Below are 21909 nucleotides of genomic sequence, written 5' to 3'. Positions count from 1 at the left end.
CACCGCGCCTCTGATTTAGTTACTGATGGTGGTCTCGCCTTCAAACTTCGTGCCGCAGAGCGGGCAGTAATTCATGCGTACGCTGGTGTCGGCGATAGTGCGCTTGCTCGACAGCTGGCCATTCTTACGGAGAGGGAAAAAACGGAACTTATAATTCAACTGGACTGGTGCAAAGTCTCCGTTGGCGAGGACAAACACCTGGTTGTCGAATCCGGATTCATCGATTTCACCGATAATGGAGGTGTGCTGTTTTGTCAGGGCGTCTTTCACCTAATCACCAAGGGTGGTAAAGCAGTTACAGGCCATTTTCAATCTTTCCTGAGTAGTTCCCCGTTCGCTGGGTCAACGTAAATGTCCGATTCAAAGGGGCGGATACGGTGGTATTTGCGTGGTCGGTCGCGCAACCAGGTCAACTTTCCGGGGGAGTAAATAGAAATGTCATCGATGGGGAAAACAGCCGCTATCTGCCGGATGGGATCCTGCATGCCAGTTTCAGCTGCGTGATCCCATACAGCGGCGCGGCCGCTTTCCTCTTTCATCAGACTGGTAGTCGGCGGGCGAACTCGGCGTGGGCGCCGCTTTCAGTGTCGAAGATGCAGAACAGGAACCAGCCATCGCCATCTGGCGGGAGTGGATCCCATTCGCGAAGCTCGCCGGCTTCCTCAAGAATACGCTCCTGCAAATCGTAATCCTGATCCTCAAGATTAACCGTTTTGACTTCGAGTCCCTGCGCAAGGTACCAGTCCTGCATTTCCGCTGAGCTGGTGCCTTCATCCCAGTCAGGTTGCAGCGCCGCTGCCGGGTGAGTCCAGTAGCCATCATCACCACGTTCCACTTCAACCGGTCCGATCGGCAGATAAAGCAGTTCGGCTATTGAACGGGCTATCACGCTGTTCACGCAATGTGTGAATGCCATCTTGTCCATCTCGGAAATGGTGCTTATGCGTGGGGTTGCTGCGAGCATTTCATCAATTGCTGAACGCAAGTCCACCAGCGTGACGGCGCTGATTTGATTAACAACATTATCGAGCGTCAGCGTAGGCACCAGCTTTTCGGCACTGGCTGCCAGCACCACCGGAGATACTGGCTCGGTGCTATCCGATAGTAGTTTAAGGACTTCCTCTACCGCCTCAGCCTGTTTATGCGCGTACTGGCGAATTAACTCGGATTCGGCTGCGAGGGTGAGGGATTGCTCATGCTGCTGCTCTGACAATTCATGCTGAGCCTGGCAGCGCTTCACCATCTCTTTCAGCACGGCGCCAGCGTCGCTGTAGCCTGCCATTTTTGTCGCCAGGGCGATCAGTTCTTCATTGGTTTTATTGGAAAACATTGTTATTCCTTAGGCTGCGTTGGTTTTAGGCCAGTTCTCGGCCTGCCAGTCTTTGACGCTATTCATGCATGCTGCATGAACCTGTCGGGCGGTGGCTATACCGAAACCTTTCACCAGGTTAGAAAGTTCTTCCGGGGTGTGACTAACGACTGTCCATAGGCTGTAGATGCCGGATGCGTTAAGCAGGTCGAGCCACTTATCCTGCAATGGCAGGCTACTGAGCTGCGTGGCCATCGCCCATTCGGCACGCTCCACAAGATGCGGATGCGAGTCCTGAAGCAGTTCCGCGATGCGAGCGTGAAGTGCCTTGCCTAGTGCTGATGGCCAGGCATTTTTAAACTGCTCAAGGATTGGATAGCGCGCTCGGCACCACTGCGTGACGGATACGAGAACGGAGATGCCTGAATTAGTGCGGATCTCGATGTGCCAGTCGATGTCCTGTAGCAAATCGATCTGCAGGTCACGGTCAGTGGAACCGAGCGTTAACCGCCAGCCGAACGTATAGAAGTAGAATTGCAGGCCGCTATTATCCTCGGCAGGGTACCAGGTAGGCTCAACATCGCCGTCGATGCGTTGCAACCTGGCTCGCAGATCTTCATTTTCAAGGCTAAGTTCTGCGTTCTGTTGGATAGCGACCGCGAGGTTAGTCTTCGTTTTCGCCTGCTCGCCGCGAATCCTCCGCAACTCCTGCTTTTGCTGTTCAAGAAGGGTAGTTTTATCGGAAATAGTCTGTTTCAGGCTGACTATCTGCGACTTCTGACGCTCCGGGTTCATCGACAGCAGACGATCATTTTCGGTCTTCAGGGTGCGCTTATCGCCCTGGAGAACGGTGACAAAGGCCTTCGCCGTCTCTTCTGCTTCACGGGCTTCAGCGGCGGCAAGCTCCAGTTCAGAAATCTTTTCTTTCATGCTGCTGATCTCAATACCCTGAGCTAAGCAGCGGTCTTCAACTTTTTGCGCGTGGTCGATCAGACTGTTGAAATCGTCAATTTCTCGGTTGTACTGCTCGATAACCAGCATTTCAGTCTGGTCTGTCAGTCCCAGCGCGCTCTCAACAGAAGATCGGGCAGTGCCGGTCGTATGGCTCAGCGCCAGTTCAAGCTGAGAACGAACCGGACGTAGAGAATTACCGAGGACGGTACCAACGTTTGTTTCAATGCTGTCAGTCACTCAGCCACCTCGGATTCTGGACGTAAATCGGAAAGAGAAGAGCAGGAATGAGCGCGATTCAGGCGCCATTCGCGATTCAATGGTTTGCAGGGGAAATTAGCGGAATTACTCCATAGCATCGATGCCGTGGAGAAGTATCCGCCTCGTTCCATTTCGGCGGCCTGTTCGGCCAGTCGGAGCCCGGTCTGGACCCGTTGTTTGACAAGTAAATCCGTATGCATAGGTGCTAACCTTTGTATTCTCGTAATAACAGGTAATGACTTTGTTTTGTTCAATAACGAACAGAAAGCCGTCGTTGGTGCGCAGGAACCTGTTCCCGCGGTATCGTCGAACATTCAGTTTTCGCATACGGCCCTTGGTCAGGGGGCGCGCATACTTGAGATCGTCGATAATGAAGTAGGGCGGCAACTGCCGTCGCTCTGTATAGCGCTGAATGGCGTGGTCGGTAATGAAGTTAACCATCGCCTGGCCGGGGATGGTTACAAGTGGCATCAGGTGCGCTCGAACTCCGTGATTGCTTTCAGAATGCTGATCTGGTGATAGCAGTCGTTCAGTGGCTGGTGGACGCCAGGCAACAGAGGGACTGATTTAAGCTGGAAGCCTTTTGCCGCCGCTCGATTGATGTGAGACTGAACGCAGTTAACCTTTCGGTAGTGCCATGGGAGCCGGATCCCGGCATGCCTGAAGGCGTTTTCCCACTGAGGAATATCAAAATAGGCTGGTTTGGCCCAGATGTTCACAGAGTGATGCAGGTCGTTAACGGTCGGAGTATCGTCCTCCTGCCATACCCGGCGGCAGGAATCGATGATGAAGCGGTACAGATCAGCGCAACCACGCTGAATCGGTACTGTCAGCTCTTCATCCTGAATGAATACCGCCTGCTGTGTCTCCCAGAGCTGCTTAAACCAGAAATAGACGGTGCCAACATCGATGTGCGCGCCTGGCTGGGATTTCGCGTCCATGCTGATCACTTTTCTACCCAGCACTTCGAAGGTTTCAGGGCAGAAGTGGACCAGACCGGTTTGAACGATATGCGCGTTCGGGTGCGTGGACAGGGTTTCGTTGTCCAGCATGATGTGGACGGGTTGTAGATGCTGTTTCATTAATACCTACGCCATCATGGCAAAGTTGAGGAAACCCAGCGCAAGGAAACAAAGTACTACCGCGAACAGTACCGGGTAGCGCAACTGGCTGGATGGAGGCATAGAGGCGAATGCTGGCGCCGAATTAAAGCGGGCCTGGCAAGGGGGCCGTGGCCGGAAGGGATCAACTGCTACTGCCGCCGGACGAACATTACGAACCGCCATAGACTTTGTTACTACGTTCTTTTTCATGTATATTTCTCCTGCTCCTTACTCTCCGTTAGGGGCAATACCATTCAAATTGCTAACCTTGTCTGGTATCTCGTGTAACCAGCGGTTTGGTCGCTGCTGGTTGGGATAGCCCCGGTTTGGTCGCCGGGGCTTTTCTCATTCTGGATCTGGGATATCGTTGTACTCACCTTTGCGGATAAAACCCGCTATCTCCAGACATTCAGGGTTACGTCCCTCATAAAGAGGCTTATCAACTTCACACGCTATTTCGGTCGGATAGGTGTTAATCACTTCATCGGTACATGGCTGGCTCGCCAGGCACGCAACAACTAATCCCCACATAAAAACTCCATAAAAAAAGCCCAGTGCTTTTGACGTAGGGCTTGTGAATAGCAGGCCTGAATTACAGGTCCAGGCGATTAATCAATGCGGCGAGACGAGCTTCTGCATTTGCAACGGCATAACCGATGCGTTGAATATTCACAGTCAGTGGTGAGACGATTGGGGTCTCCGCATCGGTACCGCAATTACCACCCACAGGGGCCGGACTGATTGCAGACTCCAGGCGATTACTCAGGTGATGATAGTCACGGTCAATTCCCCCATACGATCCCATACCGCGTCTAACGCGGCCTGAGTTGGACGAACTTCATCTTTCACTACCATGCCGTTTACGCATGCTGCAATACCACTTGTAACTGTCCCGTTTGGCGTATGCATTATTTGCTAACCTCTTTACAGTGAGTTGAGACGCTTTGCGGCGTCAGTACTTTGAGGCCCAGCTTGTAAGCCAGGTGATATTCCGCAACAGCGCCTGCGCTGCTTTCCCAGCCATCAATCAGGTAGATAGCTTCAGCGCACTGAAGCATCGGTATGCAGATCGCCATGTAGTTGGCCTGAGACAGGCCATCAGGAAGAACAGCGGGGTTGAGGGGAATTTTACCGGCACCACGAAGCCGGGCAGCCGCGGCAAAAAAATGCCGGGCGGTTGAATTCGGGGAGATTGGTCATCGGCCCCGCGATATACACGATCATTTTGCTAACCTCGTGAAATTCAGGCATGCACATCCGCAACAACCCCCCCCCCTGGTTTATCAGAATTGGATGTACATGCCTCAATGACACAAAAAAATAGAATCTCACCGTGATATAAGCTCTGCTTTTAATAAGGAGGGACTATGTCTCCAGACACAAAGGCATTGATTGATGCTATTAATGGTTTGAATCATACGGATTCATTTTTAAAATGTTACATCTATCCACTTCTTCCTGCCATAATAAGTACCTTGGCTGGCTTTGTTCTTGCTACAATTAATTTTAACAAACAAGAGTCTGTAAAGTCAGATGCTGCGAAGATTAATAACGCCAATAAATTCATAATAAAAGCTGAAAGTGCATTTCAGTCTCTGATGGTTGTTAAGAATATTTACCAAGGGAGATTAACAGATGAACCAATCCAAAGGGCTATTACAATAGGGAAAATAGAGGTTTATTTACCAGAGTTAAATGGTGTTGAAGAGCTTGTTTTTTTAGCTGAGGGCAACAATTTGCGCCCAGGAGATTCTTATAATTCAACGTGGAACAACATTCCAAGAATAAGTGCAATGTTAGGTAATTATCTGTATGCTGTCGAGCGAATAAATGCTAGAAATAAAAGCAGGGAAGAACTGTTTAAGCATATCCCTATTGGGGTAACATCTTTTGGTCTAGAAGAATTAGGTGCGGATGGCTATCAAAAATTAAAGACACATGTCAATGATACTGAGGTTCTAGTAAGTATGGTGGATGCATTGATCATTGAATTTGATTCTTTCTTAAAAAACATATCGACATCAATAAAAAAATCACTGAATGTCGATAGAGTTAAGCATTTAAGCACGATTGTAAATTATAATGGGAATAATCCATTAATTGAACAATCATTGGTGCGCTCACCAGAACCGAATTATACACTTCTCGCGAATATACTAGAAATAGATGAAAACGCGGTTAGGGCATCATTTCGCAATTATTATTTCGATACAGATTTACAACAAAACTCAGAAGAATAAGTTAACCGCATTTCGTAATCCGGCGCGGTTTCTCCGTTAACGTGGGAAGGCCGTGATCCCCTTACTTGCACATTAAGCCGACGAATCCCGGTGGAACACCACCGGGATTCGATCCTTTTGTCAAGGTAAGAGTGGTAGAAGGGCATGTATCAAATTGCTCACCTTATGGTCATCAAAATTCGTACAGCTATTGCTGTCTAACTGACGTTAGTTGGATAAAAATACGGCTTTTTGATGTGCATCTAATACAGATCAAATATCCATCATACAAACCAGGTAAGAATTAAAACCTCTTTAAATCAATTTGATGCATGGTGAGTATGATTAAGAAAGTATTATTGATTTCGGTGATGTGTCTGCTTTCGACTTCGGCATTTGCTCGCAGCGGTTGCTGCTCACATCATGGCGGTGTGGCGGCATGCGGAAGTGATGGTTATGAGCAATGTAACGATGGGAGTGAATCGCCGAGCTGCACGTGCGCTGACTACGATAAGTCGAGTGATAACCCTGTGCAAAAGAAGCGGGGTAACGGTCTGTTCACTCAGAACCGCCAGGTGAATCCGTATCTGGAGCCAGTGACAGTTAGTTATTTGAAAACACAGGTGATTAATTGAAAACATACAAAGGCATTATTTTGCAATTTTGATGCTGTCAGCAATTGGGTGACCTGCCCCCAGTATTAGATACAACCATCAGTTAGTAATGTCGGTTTGTTTACCTTCACATTTCCCATTCCGCCACCGTGCTGCAAACTCTGATGGCGTCTGATAATTCAGTGCTGAATGTGGACGACACTCGTTATAATCCTGCCGCCAGTCATTAATGATTTTCCTGGCGTGATCGATATTGCTGAACCAGTGCTCATTCAGACATTCATCGCGAAATCGTCCGTTAAAGCTCTCAATAAATCCGTTCTGTGTTGGCTTACCCGGCTGGATTAAGCGTAACTCAACACCATGCTCAAAGGCCCATTGATCCAGTGCGCGGCAGGTGAGCTCCGGCCCCTGGTCAGTTCTTATCGTCGCCGGATAGCCTCGAAACAGTGCAATGCTGTCCAGAATACGCGTGACCTGAACGCCTGAAATCCCGAATGCGATGGTAATTGTCAGACACTCCTTCGTGAAGTCGTCCACACAGGTCAGGCACTTGATCCTGCGACCGGTGGCGAGCGCGTCCATGACAAAATCCATCAACCAGATCAGGTTTGGGGCCGCCGGGCGGAGCAACGGCAGACGTTCTGTTGCCAGCCCTTTACCACGTCGTCTGCGTTTTACCCCCAGCCCGCTGAGATGATAAAGGCGATACACGCGCTTGTGATTAACATGAAGGCCTTCACGGCGCGGTAACTGCCAGATGCGGCGGTAGCCAAAACGCCTGCGCTCCAGTGCCAGATCAGTGATGCGCCCTGATAAGTGCACATCAGCCGCTGGACGCTGAGCCTCATAGCGGTAGGTCGACAGGTACAAACCTGTAAGCCTGCAGGCACGACGTTGCGACAGACCGATCGCATCACACATAAACTTAACGGCTTCCCGCTTGTGGCCTGTCGTCAGTACTTTCGCCCCAGGGCAACCTGAAGTGTCACCTTATCAAGCATGGCTTCGGCAAGCAGTTTCTTGAGTCTGGCGTTCTCTTCCTCAAGCGACTTCAGGCGCTTGACCTCGGGCTCCTCCATACCGCCATACTTCTTGCGCCAGGTGTAAAGGTTGCGTCGGAGATGGCGTGCTTACGGCAGAGCTCACGGGCAGAAACCCCGGCTTCGGCTTCGTGGAGGATACTGATGATCTGTTCGTCGGAAAAACGCTTCTTCATGAGGATGTCCTCATGTGGCTTATGAAGACATTACTAACATCTCGGTGTATTAATCAACGGGGAGCAGGTCAATGTCACCCAACAGAACAAATGATACTTCATACCTGTTCAAATAACCCATTGTATTTGTGTGTTTATTTCAGGGCGAAAAAATGGTTTATTTTTTGTGCTAACCCAAACTATTAAGTGTACAACAAATATCGCGGAGGTCTTTTTTTAATCAACAATAATAAAATAAATAAATCTAACTTATTGATTTTTATATTATAAAAAATAAATCAATTAATTGAATCCATAATGGCTGGGTAGCATATATTAATAACATGATGACTAAATTATAATTCTTTTACATCTGGTCAATAGTCGAGGTTAGAATGCGCTTAATTGTCATGCTGTTGAGCTTTATGGTCTCCACATCGATCTGGGCGGGCGATCTTGCCAAACCTACCGGTAAAGTCATTTTAACCCTGTCCGGTCATATCGAAAATACAAACCGGGATGGGAAAGCCGTTCTGGATATCGCCAGTCTTGAAAAGCTGGGGGTGGTCAGTTTCCAGACTACCTCTCCCTGGTATAATGGCCGCACCACTTTTACGGGTATTCCGCTGCAGAAACTTATGGATTATGTCGGGGCGAAAGGATCGGTCGTTAAAGTTACAGCGCTCAATGACTACACCACCATCATTCCGCTCAGTGACTTCAAAAAATACAATGTTATCCTTGCCTTAAAAATCAACGGAGAATACATGCCCATCCGTGATAAAGGCCCGCTATTCGTGGTGTATCCTTATGACAGCATCCCTGAACTGAATAACCAGGTCTATTATTCAAGATCAGCGTGGCAAGTCAGTAGAATGGATATAGAGTAGGGGTTCAGCGGAACATCATGAACAGAATACTGGCTGGCATTATATTTTTCCTTTTTGTATCTACTGGATATATCTCTTTTCTTGTCCATGAAAGACAGCAAGAGCTACAAAAACTCACGCAATACACCGATTCATGGTCTGCCGCCCAGATGGTATCAGAATATTATCGCTTTGAATCGTGGCTCGGTCTTTACACTATTGATGATGCGATGACGCTTGATGACGTGCGTCTGCGCCTCGACATCATGCTCAGCCAGAGTGATTTAGTCAAAGAAGGTGATTTAGGCCATTATATCAACAACAACAAAGCGCACCATGATCTGGCGATAAAGCTTGAAGAAACACTGGATTATCTGGATGCGCATCTTGAGAGCATGAGTCGCCCGGAGCTACAAAAATATCTGAAAGTCATGCATACGTTGGATACCCCCCTTGGCCGTCTTTCATCCGGTGCATTAGACAAGGATGTCAACTCGATTAATAGCGCCAACCTTAATATCAGAACGCTTTACTTTATTTATTCAGCAACGTCTGTGCTGCTGATAATAGTCAGTGCGATCCTCGGGATTCTCATATTTTATCAGAACAGGAATATCCTCAAGGCACACCTTCAGGTGAAAAATCTTGCCGACGAATTGCAAAAATCAAAAGAGAAACTGCAAGTTCAGAATGTAAAACTGGAGTATGACGCCTACCATGATTCTCTGACTGGGATGAACAACCGGCATTTCTTCTGGGAAAAATTAAATAACACCATTGCTCAGGCAGAAAAAAATGATGATTCTGTGACAGTGATGCTGTTTGATTTGGACCGATTTAAAGAGGTAAATGATACCTACGGACACGATGTTGGTGATATATTATTACAACAGATCTCCCAGCGCCTGGTCTCAATGAACTTTGCTTCAGACACCTTTTATCGCTTAGGCGGCGATGAATTTGCCTTGCTCGCGAGTGGACTGACGGAGATGACAGCGGTTTCCCAGGCACAGAAAATATGCGCTGCGATTAACCAGCCTTATACCATCTATAATGCGATAATCAATATAACCACCTGTGTCGGTATAGCTATCTCAGATACTGAACACCGCTCTGACTATCTCTATAAATATGCCGACCTCGCCCTTTATGAAGCTAAAAATGAAGGTTCGAGTAAGATAAAAGTTTTCCGGCAGTGGATGTTAGACAAGCTTCAGGAAAGCAGAACCCTCGAGCATGATATGGCATTGGGGTTAGCGAATAACGAATTCGTTGTTTACTATCAGCCTATTGTCGATTCGTTTACCAGCGAAATATACAGCTATGAAGCGCTTATTCGGTGGATCCACCCTTTGAAGGGACTCATGTCGCCAGATAGCTTTATTCCTGTGGCAGAAAAAACCGGCATGATTAACGAAATGGGAAAATCAGTGCTTGAGATGGCATGCCGGGAAGCGGCATCCTGGGTGGTGCCGGTGAAAATTTCAGTGAATGTTTCTCCTGTTCAGCTAAATAGCAAAGCTTTCGCCGGCATCGTCCTGTCGATTCTGAAAGAAACGGGGCTTCCGGCCGACCGTCTTGAACTGGAAGTAACGGAATCCTCTCTCTTTTCCGAGAGTCATGCGCCGATGAATACCCTTAACAGGCTCAGAGCTCTGGGGGTGAAAATATCAATTGATGATTTTGGCACGGGATATTCTTCACTTTCGCGTCTGAGTCGCATTGCTTTCGATAAAATCAAAATCGACAAATCTTTTGTGCATTCAATATCAGTACAGGAAGACGCCCTTAATATCATTAAGCTTATTACGGGAATGGCAAAATCCCTCAGTATGAAGGTTGTTGCTGAAGGGGTTGAAACCCGCGAACAACTGGAAAATCTTAAAGCGTTGGGCTGCGATTTCGCCCAGGGATATCTCTTCCGTCAACCTCAGCCTTATATCGATGGGGAAATCAAAAACGGTCCGCAGCATGAATAATGCGTGAAAAAGTCTGTCGCGGTCGCGATATGGTACAGTGTTTGTTGCTACGAGAACGATGACAGGTTTCTATTATGCAACAAATTGATTTCTATATGGTTGATGCGTTCAGCCGCACCACTTTTTCCGGCAATGCTGCCGCAGTATGTCCCCTGATGGAATGGCTGCCCGACGAGACGCTGTTGAAAATGGCGAAGCAGCATAATCAGTCGGAAACCGCATTCTTCGTCGTTAGTGAGAAGGGCTTTGAACTGCGCTGGTTTACCTCTCTCGGGGAAATCAACTTGTGCGGACATGCAACCCTCGCGGCGGCGCACGTCATCTTCGAACATCTGGATTACACTGGCTCATCTATCCATTTAGAAACCCGTTTTGTCGGTCCGCTGACGGTGACGCGTAGCGGCGAATGGCTGACGCTTGATTTACCAGCATGGCACGCAGAGCCGATAACTCCGCCTCCTTTACTGTTGGATGCTTTGGGCATCAGGACATACAGAGAAGTGCGTGTCGCGCGCGATTATCTGGTCGTGTTAGAGAATCAAGAGCAGGTTGCGGCTTTACAACCGGATATTCAGGCCATGATCCCGCTGGGCAAAATGATTTGCGTCACGGCGCCTGGTGATAAGCAATATGACTTTGTCAGCCGCGTTTTTTGCCCGGGTGACGCGGTACCGGAAGATCCGGTGACCGGTTCTGCACATAGCATGCTGATTCCATATTGGGCTGATAAACTGCAAAAGACACCGATGCTGGCCTATCAGGGGGGAGAGAGAGGTGGAGAGCTACGCTGTCGACTTGAGGGCGATCGCGTCTTTATCGGCGGACAGGCAACGACTTATCTGACAGGTAAAGTGTTTCTGCGCCAGGACGAGCATGCTGTTGGTAAGAAGGCCCTGGCAACCTTAAAATCAGCAGGTTGTCCTTAACTGTTGCCTGGCGTAATTTGTTTCTTTCCGACAGGTATGAATGAGGTTGCTATGCAGGCTTTACTGATTATCGATATGCAAGGTTTTGTTCCCGATCGCATTGCGGGAGGGATGGCCTATTTTCCCGCCAGCAGTATCGACAATATGCGCGCGACGATTGCGGCATTTCGGGCAGCGGGAAAACCGGTCCTGCATGTTCGCCATGAAACCCTCGAGCCAGGTTCGCCTCTGCAACGCGATAGCGCCCATTTCCAGCCCGTTATTGGGTTTGAAGAACACGCGGGCGAGCCTGTCTTTATAAAAACAACCTCATCGGCGTTCAGTTCTACCGATCTTCATGGCTGGTTACAGCGCGCGCAGATTAGCGATGTTGCGGTGATTGGCGCAGTGGCGGGTTACTGCGTTAACTCTACCGTGCGCATGGGAGCAGACCTTGGGCTTTCCATGACGGTGATTCGCGATGCGGTGCTGAGCTTCCCGCTCGAGAGTGCGGAAATTAGCGCAGAAGAGGTCTATCGCGTGACGATAGCGTTGCTGGAAAACGGCTTTGCCAGCGGGCTAAATACGGCTGAACTTCAGCTGAACAACCATTAAATATAGATAATGCTGCCATTGGGCGGAAAAAACGTCACATGGCAGCATGTATGCGCTGTTTTTGATGGTGGTGGTGAGCGCGTCCTCGAGGGTTATAGTTTTACAGGTAGCATAAAATCCTGTTGACTACTCCCAGGCATGCGGCGCGAACAGATAGCCTTTATTGCGCACGGTCTTAATGCGATATGGCTCGGTCGCGCTGTCCTGTAGTTTCTTGCGTAGCCGGGAAATCGCCACGTCCACGCTGCGATCCATCCCGTCGTAGCTGACGCCGCGCAGATTTTTCAGCAGTGCGTCGCGGTCCATGATTTGCCCCGCATGAGTCGCGAGCTCCCACAGCAAATCGAAATCGGCGGTGGAAAGGGCGATGCTTTCACCGCTCAGCAGGACCTGACGGTTCACCGGGTCGATGACCAGCGTACCGAAGCGAATGGTTTTGTGCGGCGTCAAGGCAGGTTGCGCGGCGACCGTTTGACTCCCGTTACCCGGATTTTGTCGTAGGTGAAGACGCAGGCGCGCCAGCAGCACGGCGGGCGGGGTCGTTTTGAGAATATAGTCGTTCGCGCCCATTTCCAGTGACAGAATATGATTCATGTCGCTATCCAGAGAAGTGAGCAGTACGATAGGGCCCGCCCATTGACCGCGCAGATCGCGGCAAAGCGTCATGCCATCTTTACCCGGTAACATGATGTCCAGCAGCACCAGATCCGGATTTTCACGGGCAATCGTCGCTTCGGCATTATCGCCCCGCGGCTCGACCACTACATCCATATCATGCTTGCCCAGATAGGCGGCGATCAGCGCCCCTACATCCGGATCATCCTCAACATAAACGATCTTATTCATGACTCTACGCACTGGCTGACAAAACGGCTACGATACACCGCGCGCAGCTTTGCCGCCACAAAAAAGGCCGCAGGGATTCCCCCTGCGGCCTCGTTCGGGCGCATGCCGCCACTGCGGCGGAAATGACGCCCATCTCGCGATTATTTCCGACTACGCCAGTGACTCACTATCAGGCTGACCAATACGCCAGCGATGACGGGAGCGGCAAGATCGTGCCAGAAAATAACGGCAAACTGCATCAGCGTCATATAGCCGCCTTCTGTTGCAATGGCAACGGTTCGCGGCTATCCTTGAACTGTTGGGTTTCAAGAATCGCCCCCTTATGTTGCCCGGTTAACGCCGAACAATGTGCGGGGGTTTTCTTTTATCCAGCAACAACGCCGCCGGGGATCAAGCCCCCGCAACACTGCGCCTCACCGGAAAGTCCGGCTTGCCGCGAATTCTACAATCTTTTGCCCAATGCGCTTTGTCCATCCTCTTTAATTGCGAGCACGCTTCTGAATTTTCATTCATAAAGACAACCGCTTCCGCTATGCTGGAGCAACATGTTGTTTATTGGTGAATAATAAGATGGGGTTGTTAATTAAGGCGCTGCTTGGCGCGCTGGTTGTGGTGTTGATTGGCATTCTGGCAAAAACGAAAAACTACGCCATTGCTGGGCTGATTCCGCTTTTTCCCACCTTTGCGCTGATTGCGCACTATATCGTTGCCAGCGAGCGGGGAACCGAAGCTCTGCGGGCGACCATCGTTTTTGGAATGTGGTCGATTATTCCCTATTTTCTCTATCTGTTGTCGCTGTGGTATTTCACCGGCATGATGCGCCTGCCGCTGGCGTTAGCCGGCGCCGTGGCCTGTTGGGGCGTTAGCGCCTGGCTATTAATTTTCCTGTGGGGCCGTTTTCACTAAGCGTTAGACCAGAGGCCGCCCGCCATCGACGGCGAAAGAGCGGCCCGTGACATAGCTGCTGCCGAGCAGATAATCGACCAGGTCGATTATCTCTTTCTCGCCGCCGGCGATTTTCATCAGCGATTTATTCAGCGCTTTTTGCCGATATTCGGCGTCATCATCCTCGTTAAACAGCACCAGCGCCGGGGCGATCGCGTTAACCTTCACCTCGGGTGCCAGCTTGCGGGCAAACGAGCGAGTCATGTTGTCTAGCGCGGCCTTGCTGGCGGCGTAGGCGATATGCTTGTCGCTGCCGCGTTCCACCACATAGTCCGTGAAATGAATAATGTCGCTGGCAGCGTGGCCGTGTCCGCGCAGCAGGCCTTCAAGAGCATGGTTGAGCAGGTAGGGCGCATGCACGTGAATTTGCAGCATGGCGTTGAGCACCTGACTGAGCGGCGTGGATGGGCTTTCCGCCTGCCAGCCGCTGGCGTTATGGATGATGGCGCGCAGGCTGGTACAGTGTGATTTCACCGCCTCGGCAAAGGCATTAATTCCCTCATCGTGGGCGAAATCTGCCTGAATACAGACAGCGCCCGCTCGCCGCATCACATCAATGGCCGGATAGTGCGTACGATAGCTGAGGATAACCGGCTGCTGTTGGGTGAGAAAATGGTGGGCAAGGGCGAGGCCGATACGGCGGCCTCCACCGGTTATCAGTACGGGGCGTGATAGCATGTGTCCCATCGTTATCTCCATATGTATTCTGCGATGGGGTGACCGCGTTACCCCATTAACATCCACGTTGCCGGCACAGCGGCAACCAGAAGTAGGCCAATTAAGGCTAATTCGCGACGCTTGAGCAGGATATTATCTTCATGCGTGCGGCGCGCATAGATAAAGACTAACAGGCCCGGCGCATAGAGTACGACCGATAGCAGCAGGTGCATCGGGCCGGACGCATATAATAACCATAAGCCATAAATGCAGGCACCGACACCAATCACTTTATGCAGCGGACGACGCGCTACCTTGAGTAAAAACGCGCCGACCAGGAAGTAAGGCACGAGGATCATCTCGGAAGCGATAGTCAGCAGCGTGTTGTAGTCAGAACCGGTCAGCCAGATTAGCACCAGGCTTGCCTGTACGCTCAGGTTGGTGAGCCACAGCGAGGCGGCAGGGGCGTTATTCGCGTTCTGTCGGGCGAAGATTCGCGGGAATGCTTTATGCGTGGCAGCCAGCAGCGGCACTTCCGCTGCCATAATTGTCCAGCTCAGGTAGGCCCCGCAAACGGAGACAATCAGCCCGGCGGCAATCACAATTTCACCCCAGGAGCCCATCATACGCACCATCAGGCCCGCCATTGATGGATTGCGCATCTCTGCCAGTTCAGGACGGGCAACCACCCCCATTGACAGCAGCGTGACCAGCAGATAAACCCCCAGTGCGGAAATCACGGCAAGCAGCGTCGCGCGGCCAACATCTTTTTTATTGCGGGCGCGCGCCGACACCACCACCGCGCCTTCCACGCCAATAAACACCCAAAGCGTTATCAGCATAGTGTTTTTCACCTGTTCCCACACCGGCACGCCAAGGTCGATACCGTGGAAATCCAGAGTAAAGGTCTCGCTGTTAAAAGCGATCGCCGCCAGCACGATAAACAACCCCAGCGGTACCAGCTTGGCCAGCGTCGCGGCCAGGTTGATGCTGGCAGCCGTTTGTACGCCGCGCAGAACCAGAAAATGAACCACCCAGAGCAGCACTGAAGCTCCGACAATGGATTGCCAGGTATTACCGTCGCCAAACAGGCGTAGTTCAGGCGTATCGGTAAAGAAACTCAGGGCAGAGAAAACAATCACCAGATAGGAGACGTTAGCAATCACCGCACACAGCCAGTAGCCCCATGCGGAACAAAAGCCAATCAGCTCCCCGAAACCTTCGCGCGCGTAGGTAAAGATACCGCCGTCAAGATCCGGACGGATGCGGGTCAGTACCAGCATGGCGATGGCAAGGAACAGAATGCCCACGCCGGTGATAGCCCAGCCAATCAGCAGTGCGGCGGGGCTGGCGACCTCGGCCATGTTTTGCGGCAGGCTGAATACGCCCGCACCGAGCATTGAGCTCAGAACCAGAGCCGTCAGGGCGCTAAGCCCTAATTTCTTTTCCATGAGAATCCTGTCGTGGAAGGCGAAGAACAAGAATATTTATTTGGCGAAATCGCATAAACATGGAGGATTGCGCTGAGGCGGCGATTTTACGGAGAGCGATGCATACATGCAACAATGTATAAAAAGAAATGAATAAAAAAGGCGGCTTACGCCGCCTTTTGCTGTTGCTTACTTGTACAGGTCGGCGCTGATGGTGACGTTGCCGCCGCGCTCCTGCCATTCACGGGTAATGTGATAATACTTAGCGCCTTTCTTAGCGGCGCGTTTTGCCACCTGATAAGACACTTCGGTCATGTTGCCGTAGTTACCGGTGAACTTGATGCTGTCGAACGGAATCATCTGTGCAGCAGTGACTTTGTTCAGTTCTTCGACTTTCGTACCGTCAGGTAGCGTGACACTGTAACGCCCACCCTTGGTGGTCTGTGTTTCGAAGAAACGGCCTACGCCGGTGCCCGCACCGACGGCGGCGGTTGTCGCTACGCCCGGGATCTCAACCTGTTTCGCTGCTTCGCCGCCTTCCGCCAGCAGTTTACGCCCGGCGTCAGAATCTGCCGGAATGGCATCCGGGCTCTGCAATACGCGTTTTTCCGCATCGGCTTTATAGATGTAGGCGGTAATACGCTGGTTACCGCCGTCGTTCGCATCAACCTGACGGACGATAAAGAAGGAGGCGGCGCCTTTGGCTTTGGCGGCCTTGGTAATAGCATCGTTCACTTCCGGCTGGCTGCGGTAGAAGCCCTGAACGGTGACGGTGTCGTAAGGCACCAGCGCAACGGCCTGGTCTTTCGGCAGTTCCATCACGCCATTGATGATGCGATTTTTCGGAGCGTCGGCTTTCGGCGCGTCTTCTTTATAGAGATCTGCCGTGACGCGCCAGTTGCCGCTGTTGCCGTAATCAGAGGTATCGACAACATAGAAAGAGGCTGCGCCTTCTTTGTCCGCTTTGCGGGACATGGCGTTGACTGCATCGCCAATGGCGGTATAGCGACCGGTGATCACCACGCGGTCATAGGGCTTCAGTGCGGACGCTTGCTCCGGGGTCAGCTCGGTGGCTGCATGAGCGGACATTGCCGCGGCAGACAGCATGGCGGACACGAGGAGGGTGTTCTTAAGCTTCATAAAAATAATCCTTCGCCTTGCGCAAACCAAATTCGGGTCATGTTGTTAACGGGAAAACGTCTGATTATGGCATTGAAATGACGCTACTGTCTGCGTCATTTTTAACTTCAGATGCGAACCCGGTGACGGTTTTGGATAACTTTTCCTGATATGTTGAAAAAACGGGCGCTTGACCGGAAAAAGCGGTCAACCATATGACTTTTTTAAGTTAATGGAATGTTAACCGCGCCGTCTTGCCCGCGAAAAATCATGTTTTCCCACGGAGAAGAAGCGAATTATGGGGCTCGCTACTCAAATCGGGGCAAATATCGCTGTTTGTAGCGGCTGGAACTCCTTATTTGGCATTTAATGCAAAAATAGTGTTTTTCGGCGCTAGATCACAATCGGTATTTTCAGTAGGTTATAGACAGTTTGTTACTGTTTTATTTATTCAGGTTGTTCGCCTGTTAGGTCACTTACGGGTTACCCGCAACAAACTGACAAAACGGCAAACCATTAAATAAGAACCGATATAAGGGAATAGTTATGCGTATTGGTGTACCAAAAGAAAGGTGGGCCCAGGAAACGCGAGTCGCAGCAACGCCGAAAACGGTTGAGCAGCTGCTGAAGCTCGGTTTTAGCGTGGCCATTGAAAGTGGTGCAGGAAAACTAGCCAGTTTTGATGACGAAGCATTTGTGCAGGCTGGTGCAGAGATTGTATCAGGCGATGATATCTGGCAATCCGACGTTATCCTCAAGGTTAACGCGCCGCTGGATGAAGAAATTGCGCTGCTGAACCCGGGTACGACGCTGATTAGCTTTATCTGGCCGGCACAAAATGCTGAGCTGATGGCAAAATTGGCTGAGCGGAATATTAACGTCATGGCGATGGACTCCGTGCCGCGTATTTCCCGTGCCCAATCGCTGGATGCGTTAAGTTCGATGGCGAACATTGCGGGTTATCGCGCTATCGTTGAAGCGGCTCACGAGTTCGGTCGTTTCTTTACCGGCCAAATCACCGCGGCGGGGAAAGTTCCACCGGCGAAAGTGATGGTGATTGGCGCGGGCGTAGCGGGTCTTGCCGCTATCGGCGCGGCGAACAGCCTTGGCGCGATTGTGCGTGCGTTCGACACCCGCCCGGAAGTGAAAGAGCAGGTGCAGAGCATGGGCGCCGAATTCCTCGAGCTGGACTTCAAAGAAGAAGCCGGCAGCGGAGACGGTTATGCCAAAGTGATGTCTGAGGCGTTTATTGCCGCTGAAATGGCCCTCTTCGCCGCGCAGGCAAAAGAGGTCGACATCATCGTTACCACCGCGTTGATTCCGGGCAAACCGGCGCCGAAGCTGATTACCCGCGAAATGGTGGATTCCATGACGCCGGGGAGCGTCATCGTCGACCTGGCCGCGCAAAACGGCGGTAACTGCGAATACACCGTGCCAAATGAAATTTTCGTCACGGCAAACGGCGTGAAGGTGATCGGCTATACCGATCTGGCCGGACGCCTGCCGACGCAGTCATCTCAGCTGTATGGCACCAACCTGGTGAACCTGCTGAAGCTGCTGTGCAAAGAGAAAGACGGCAACATCACCATCGATTTTGATGACGTCGTGGTGCGCGGCGTGACCGTCATCCGCGAAGGCGAAGTCACCTGGCCGGCACCGCCGATTCAGGTTTCGGCACAGCCGCAGGCCGTGCAGAAAGCCGCGCCAGCGCCAAAAGAACCGGAGAAACCGGCGTCACCGTGGCGTAAATATGCGCTGATCGCGCTGGCCATCATTCTGTTTGGCTGGCTGGCGAGCGTCGCACCGAAAGAGTTCCTCGGTCACTTCACCGTGTTCGCGCTCTCCTGCGTAGTGGGTTATTACGTGGTGTGGAACGTGTCGCATGCATTGCACACGCCGTTGATGTCGGTCACGAATGCTATCTCAGGCATTATCGTGGTTGGCGCGCTCCTGCAGATTGGCCATGGTGGCTGGGTAAGCTTCCTGAGTTTTATCGCGGTATTGATCGCCAGCATTAATATTTTTGGTGGTTTCACCGTCACTCAGCGCATGCTGAAAATGTTCCGCAAAGGATAAGGGGTAACAAATGTCTGGAGGATTAGTTACAGCTGCATACATTGTTGCCGCAATCCTGTTTATTTTCAGTCTCGCCGGGCTTTCCAAACACGAAACCTCGCAGCAGGGCAACTACTACGGCATCGCCGGTATGGCGATTGCCCTGATCGCAACCATCTTCGGGCCGGATACCAGCAATGTGGCGTGGATCCTGCTGGCGATGATTATCGGCGGCGCGATCGGTATTCGCCTGGCGAAGAAAGTGGAAATGACCGAAATGCCGGAGCTGGTCGCGGTGCTGCACAGCTTTGTCGGTCTGGCCGCGGTGCTGGTGGGCTTCAACAGCTACCTGCAGCATGAAACCGGTATGGAGCAGATTCTGGTCAATATTCACCTGACAGAAGTGTTCCTCGGTATCTTTATCGGTGCGGTCACCTTTACCGGTTCTATCGTGGCGTTCGGCAAGCTGTGCGGCAAGATGTCTTCGAAGCCGCTGATGCTGCCAAATCGTCACAAGCTGAACCTGGCGGCGCTGGTGGTTTCCTTCCTGCTGATGGTGGCTTTCGTGCGCACCGACAGCGTGGGCACTCAGGTGCTGTGCCTGCTGGTGATGACCATTATCGCGCTGGCTTTCGGTTGGCACCTGGTGGCATCTATCGGTGGGGCAGACATGCCGGTGGTGGTCTCCATGCTGAACTCCTACTCCGGTTGGGCGGCAGCGGCGGCGGGCTTTATGCTCAGCAACGACCTGCTGATCGTCACCGGTGCGCTGGTGGGTTCTTCCGGTGCCATCCTGTCTTACATCATGTGTAAGGCGATGAACCGTTCGTTCTTCAGCGTTATTGCGGGTGGTTTTGGTACCGACGGTTCCTCTACCGGTAGTGATGAAGAAGTGGGCGAGCATCGCGAAATTAACGCCGAAGAAACCGCTGAAATGCTGAAAAACTCCCACTCGGTAATCATCACCCCGGGGTATGGCATGGCGGTGGCGCAGGCACAGTATCCGGTAGCGGAAATCACCGAAAAACTGCGCGCGCGCGGTATCAAAGTGCGCTTTGGTATCCACCCGGTTGCCGGGCGTCTGCCGGGCCACATGAACGTGCTGCTGGCGGAAGCGAAGGTGCCTTACGACATCGTGCTGGAGATGGACGAAATCAACGATGACTTTGCTGACACCGATACCGTACTGGTCATCGGCGCGAACGATACCGTTAACCCGGCCGCGCAGGACGATCCGAAAAGCCCGATTGCCGGCATGCCGGTTCTGGAAGTGTGGAAGGCGCAGAATGTTATTGTCTTCAAGCGTTCCATGAATACCGGTTACGCTGGGGTACAGAACCCGCTGTTCTTTAAAGAAAATACTCAGATGCTGTTCGGCGATGCGAAAGCTAGCGTGGATGCCATTCTGAAAGCGCTGTAATTACCGCGTATAAAATGAAGGCCGCCATTCTCCTGAGGAATGGCGGCCTTATATTTGATTTATGATTGTTTTTGGTCAAAAAGTGCGCAGTGAAAGGTGTTATAATGTTCTATGTCGTTCAAACCAACAGAGGAACTTATGGATACCTTGTTAACGCCTGCACAATTGGCCATCGAATATCTTCGTCGCGAAACCACACCTTTAACCCCTGCACAGTACCTGAAACGCGTTAAGCAACTTGAGCTGGAATTTGCTGACCTGATGGCGCTTTCTGCCATTGAACTGAAAGAAGAGATCGACTTTGCCTGGCGACTAGGGCTCCATTGATAGCATCCCGCTAGCCTGGCAGCGCATGATGATGCCGGGAAGCTAATCGCAAGACAAAAAAAACCGGCCATTTGAATTGACCGGTTTTTTCGTCACATCACACCACTTAATCGTCTTCTTCGTCGTCCATCTCGACGGGGGTCTGATAGTCATTGGGTTTGATCGCGAGCAGGTCGCAGCGCAGGTGGTCAATAACCTGTTCGGCAGTGTTGCCGAGGAAGGCCGCCGAAATACCGGTTCGTCCGATAGTGCCCAGTACCACGATGCCGGCGTCAAGATGCGCGGCAAGATCCGGAATGACCTCTTCAGGCAACCCTTTCTCGACGTGAGTAAACTTCTCATCAATACCAAATTTCTGGCGCAACGATTTCATCGCCAGCAGGTGCTGGCCGCGGATCGCATCGTTGTAAACGCTGGGGTCGAAATCAGGCAATTCAATGGCGATATTGATCGGCGTGACCGGGAAAGCGCCGACCAGGTGTACTTCGGTATGGTTGACCTGTTCGGCCAGCTCAAGGGTCTCTTTGACCAGCTTCTCGTTCAACGCATTATGGTACGCTTCTTCGCTGGCAAGGTTGACGGCGACGAGTGCTTTACCGCCTTCAGGCCACGGCTGATCTTTCACCATCCATACCGGGCATGGGCATTTACGTAACAGGTGCCAGTCGGTTGGGGTGAAGATCACCGACTCCAGCTTGTCGTGCTGGTGGGCCATTTTCAGCAGCAAATCGTGGCCGCCGCTGACAACTTCCTGGATGATGGCTTCGAACGGGCGATTATGCCACACCACTTTGATCTCCAGCGGAACGCCGGCTTCCAGGTAGTATTTCGCCTGCTCGCGGATCCATGCGGTTCGCTGGCTAATCACGCCCTGGCGCATTGCGGTGCGCTCATCAGGAGACAAAAGGGTGGTCATTTCATAGGAAAAGTCATAGATCGGCAAAAAGGCTTTAATGCGGCCGCCAATCCGTTGATGAAGATACACAGCGCGTCGTAGCGCAGGCTGGTCGTCCTGGTTCGGATCGATCGCCACGAGCATATTTTGATATCTGGCCATACAGGGTCTCCTTACAGCTGTAACCACAGT

22 protein-coding genes and 1 pseudogene are annotated in these 21909 nt (G+C 51.5%); 9 read left to right on the top strand and 14 right to left on the bottom strand.

Going from position 1 to position 21909, the window contains the following annotated elements; translation table 11 throughout:
• Positions 1–15: 15 nt before the first annotated feature.
• From GY169_RS12340 to GY169_RS12310, 7 genes are all read right to left on the bottom strand, one after another.
• Positions 16–270, bottom strand: coding sequence for a hypothetical protein (locus tag GY169_RS12340; RefSeq protein ID WP_167575919.1), 255 nt, complete (start codon positions 268–270; stop codon positions 16–18).
• Positions 271–538: 268 nt separating this feature from the next.
• Positions 539–1330, bottom strand: a complete 792-nt coding sequence (locus tag GY169_RS12335) for a hypothetical protein (RefSeq protein WP_167575918.1) — start codon at positions 1328–1330, stop codon at positions 539–541.
• A gap of 9 nt (positions 1331–1339) precedes the next feature.
• Complete coding sequence (locus GY169_RS12330; RefSeq protein ID WP_167575917.1) at positions 1340–2500, bottom strand: hypothetical protein; 1161 nt, start codon at positions 2498–2500, stop codon at positions 1340–1342.
• Positions 2497–2721: an ANR family transcriptional regulator gene (locus GY169_RS23620; protein ID WP_167575916.1), complete on the bottom strand. Its 225-nt coding sequence runs from the start codon at positions 2719–2721 to the stop codon at positions 2497–2499. Before GY169_RS23620 ends, GY169_RS12330 begins: the two co-directional genes overlap by 4 nt.
• A 270-nt stretch (positions 2722–2991) precedes the next feature.
• Positions 2992–3603 carry a 3'-5' exonuclease gene (locus GY169_RS12320; protein ID WP_167575915.1) on the bottom strand — a complete coding sequence of 204 codons (612 nt, stop codon included), beginning with the start codon at positions 3601–3603 and terminating at the stop codon, positions 2992–2994.
• A 366-nt stretch (positions 3604–3969) separates the two neighbouring features.
• The gene (locus tag GY169_RS12315; protein ID WP_167575914.1) at positions 3970–4155 is read right to left on the bottom strand and encodes a hypothetical protein; all 186 of its coding nucleotides are present in this window, start codon (positions 4153–4155) and stop codon (positions 3970–3972) included.
• A 377-nt stretch (positions 4156–4532) separates the two neighbouring features.
• Positions 4533–4751: a DUF4406 domain-containing protein gene (locus tag GY169_RS12310; RefSeq protein ID WP_317983359.1), complete on the bottom strand. Its 219-nt coding sequence runs from the start codon at positions 4749–4751 to the stop codon at positions 4533–4535.
• 240 nt (positions 4752–4991) lie between these two features.
• On the opposite strand from GY169_RS12310, the gene GY169_RS12305 reads away from it, so the two are divergent.
• Positions 4992–5864 carry a hypothetical protein gene (locus GY169_RS12305; protein ID WP_167575913.1) on the top strand — a complete coding sequence of 291 codons (873 nt, stop codon included), beginning with the start codon at positions 4992–4994 and terminating at the stop codon, positions 5862–5864.
• A 692-nt stretch (positions 5865–6556) separates the two neighbouring features.
• Here GY169_RS12305 and GY169_RS12300 read toward each other — a convergent pair.
• Positions 6557–7676: pseudogene (locus GY169_RS12300) on the bottom strand (IS3 family transposase).
• Positions 7677–8050: 374 nt separating this feature from the next.
• Here GY169_RS12300 and GY169_RS12295 point away from each other — a divergent pair.
• From GY169_RS12295 to GY169_RS12280, 4 genes are all read left to right on the top strand, one after another.
• Complete coding sequence (locus GY169_RS12295; protein ID WP_163449573.1) at positions 8051–8545, top strand: molybdopterin-dependent oxidoreductase; 495 nt, start codon at positions 8051–8053, stop codon at positions 8543–8545.
• A 17-nt stretch (positions 8546–8562) separates the two neighbouring features.
• Positions 8563–10503 carry a putative bifunctional diguanylate cyclase/phosphodiesterase gene (locus GY169_RS12290; RefSeq protein ID WP_167575912.1) on the top strand — a complete coding sequence of 647 codons (1941 nt, stop codon included), beginning with the start codon at positions 8563–8565 and terminating at the stop codon, positions 10501–10503.
• 74 nt (positions 10504–10577) lie between these two features.
• Positions 10578–11429, top strand: a complete 852-nt coding sequence (locus GY169_RS12285; RefSeq protein ID WP_167575911.1) for a PhzF family phenazine biosynthesis protein — start codon at positions 10578–10580, stop codon at positions 11427–11429.
• A gap of 51 nt (positions 11430–11480) precedes the next feature.
• Complete coding sequence (locus GY169_RS12280; RefSeq protein ID WP_167575910.1) at positions 11481–12023, top strand: isochorismatase family protein; 543 nt, start codon at positions 11481–11483, stop codon at positions 12021–12023.
• Between the two features lie 126 nt (positions 12024–12149).
• On the opposite strand, the gene rstA is transcribed toward GY169_RS12280, so the two are convergent.
• Positions 12150–12869, bottom strand: a complete 720-nt coding sequence (gene rstA / locus GY169_RS12275) for a two-component system response regulator RstA (protein WP_163449569.1) — start codon at positions 12867–12869, stop codon at positions 12150–12152.
• 140 nt (positions 12870–13009) lie between these two features.
• Entirely contained in the window at positions 13010–13117 is a 108-nt protein-coding gene (locus GY169_RS12270) for a type I toxin-antitoxin system toxin Ldr family protein (protein ID WP_163449568.1), read from the bottom strand.
• 322 nt (positions 13118–13439) lie between these two features.
• On the opposite strand from GY169_RS12270, the gene GY169_RS12260 reads away from it, so the two are divergent.
• Positions 13440–13775 (top strand): GlpM family protein, encoded by a 336-nt coding sequence (locus tag GY169_RS12260; protein ID WP_064545630.1) that lies wholly within the window; start codon positions 13440–13442, stop codon positions 13773–13775.
• Positions 13776–13778: 3 nt separating this feature from the next.
• On the opposite strand, the gene folM is transcribed toward GY169_RS12260, so the two are convergent.
• The 3 genes from folM to ydgH form a co-directional block, all read right to left on the bottom strand.
• The gene (gene folM / locus GY169_RS12255) at positions 13779–14501 is read right to left on the bottom strand and encodes a dihydromonapterin reductase (protein WP_167575909.1); all 723 of its coding nucleotides are present in this window, start codon (positions 14499–14501) and stop codon (positions 13779–13781) included.
• A 38-nt stretch (positions 14502–14539) separates the two neighbouring features.
• The gene (locus GY169_RS12250; protein ID WP_167575908.1) at positions 14540–15922 is read right to left on the bottom strand and encodes an amino acid permease; all 1383 of its coding nucleotides are present in this window, start codon (positions 15920–15922) and stop codon (positions 14540–14542) included.
• Between the two features lie 168 nt (positions 15923–16090).
• On the bottom strand, positions 16091–17041 hold the full coding sequence (ydgH, locus tag GY169_RS12245; protein ID WP_163449565.1) for a DUF1471 family protein YdgH: 951 nt from the start codon (positions 17039–17041) through the stop codon (positions 16091–16093).
• A gap of 525 nt (positions 17042–17566) precedes the next feature.
• Here ydgH and pntA point away from each other — a divergent pair.
• The 3 genes from pntA (at position 17567) to GY169_RS12230 (ending at position 20822) form a co-directional block, all read left to right on the top strand.
• Positions 17567–19096: a Re/Si-specific NAD(P)(+) transhydrogenase subunit alpha gene (gene pntA / locus GY169_RS12240; protein WP_167575907.1), complete on the top strand. Its 1530-nt coding sequence runs from the start codon at positions 17567–17569 to the stop codon at positions 19094–19096.
• A 10-nt stretch (positions 19097–19106) separates the two neighbouring features.
• A complete protein-coding gene (gene pntB, locus GY169_RS12235; RefSeq protein ID WP_163449563.1) occupies positions 19107–20495 on the top strand; it encodes a Re/Si-specific NAD(P)(+) transhydrogenase subunit beta in 1389 nt (462 codons plus the stop codon).
• A gap of 138 nt (positions 20496–20633) precedes the next feature.
• Positions 20634–20822 carry a YdiH family protein gene (locus GY169_RS12230; RefSeq protein ID WP_163449562.1) on the top strand — a complete coding sequence of 63 codons (189 nt, stop codon included), beginning with the start codon at positions 20634–20636 and terminating at the stop codon, positions 20820–20822.
• Positions 20823–20928: 106 nt separating this feature from the next.
• Here GY169_RS12230 and uspE read toward each other — a convergent pair whose 3' ends face one another.
• Positions 20929–21879 carry a universal stress protein UspE gene (gene uspE, locus GY169_RS12225; RefSeq protein ID WP_163449561.1) on the bottom strand — a complete coding sequence of 317 codons (951 nt, stop codon included), beginning with the start codon at positions 21877–21879 and terminating at the stop codon, positions 20929–20931.
• Positions 21880–21909 lie beyond the last annotated feature (30 nt).

Source organism: Kluyvera genomosp. 3 (assembly GCF_011765685.1).
GTDB classification, from domain to species: domain Bacteria; phylum Pseudomonadota; class Gammaproteobacteria; order Enterobacterales; family Enterobacteriaceae; genus Kluyvera; species Kluyvera georgiana_A.
This window is presented reverse-complemented; position numbering and strand designations above follow the sequence as displayed.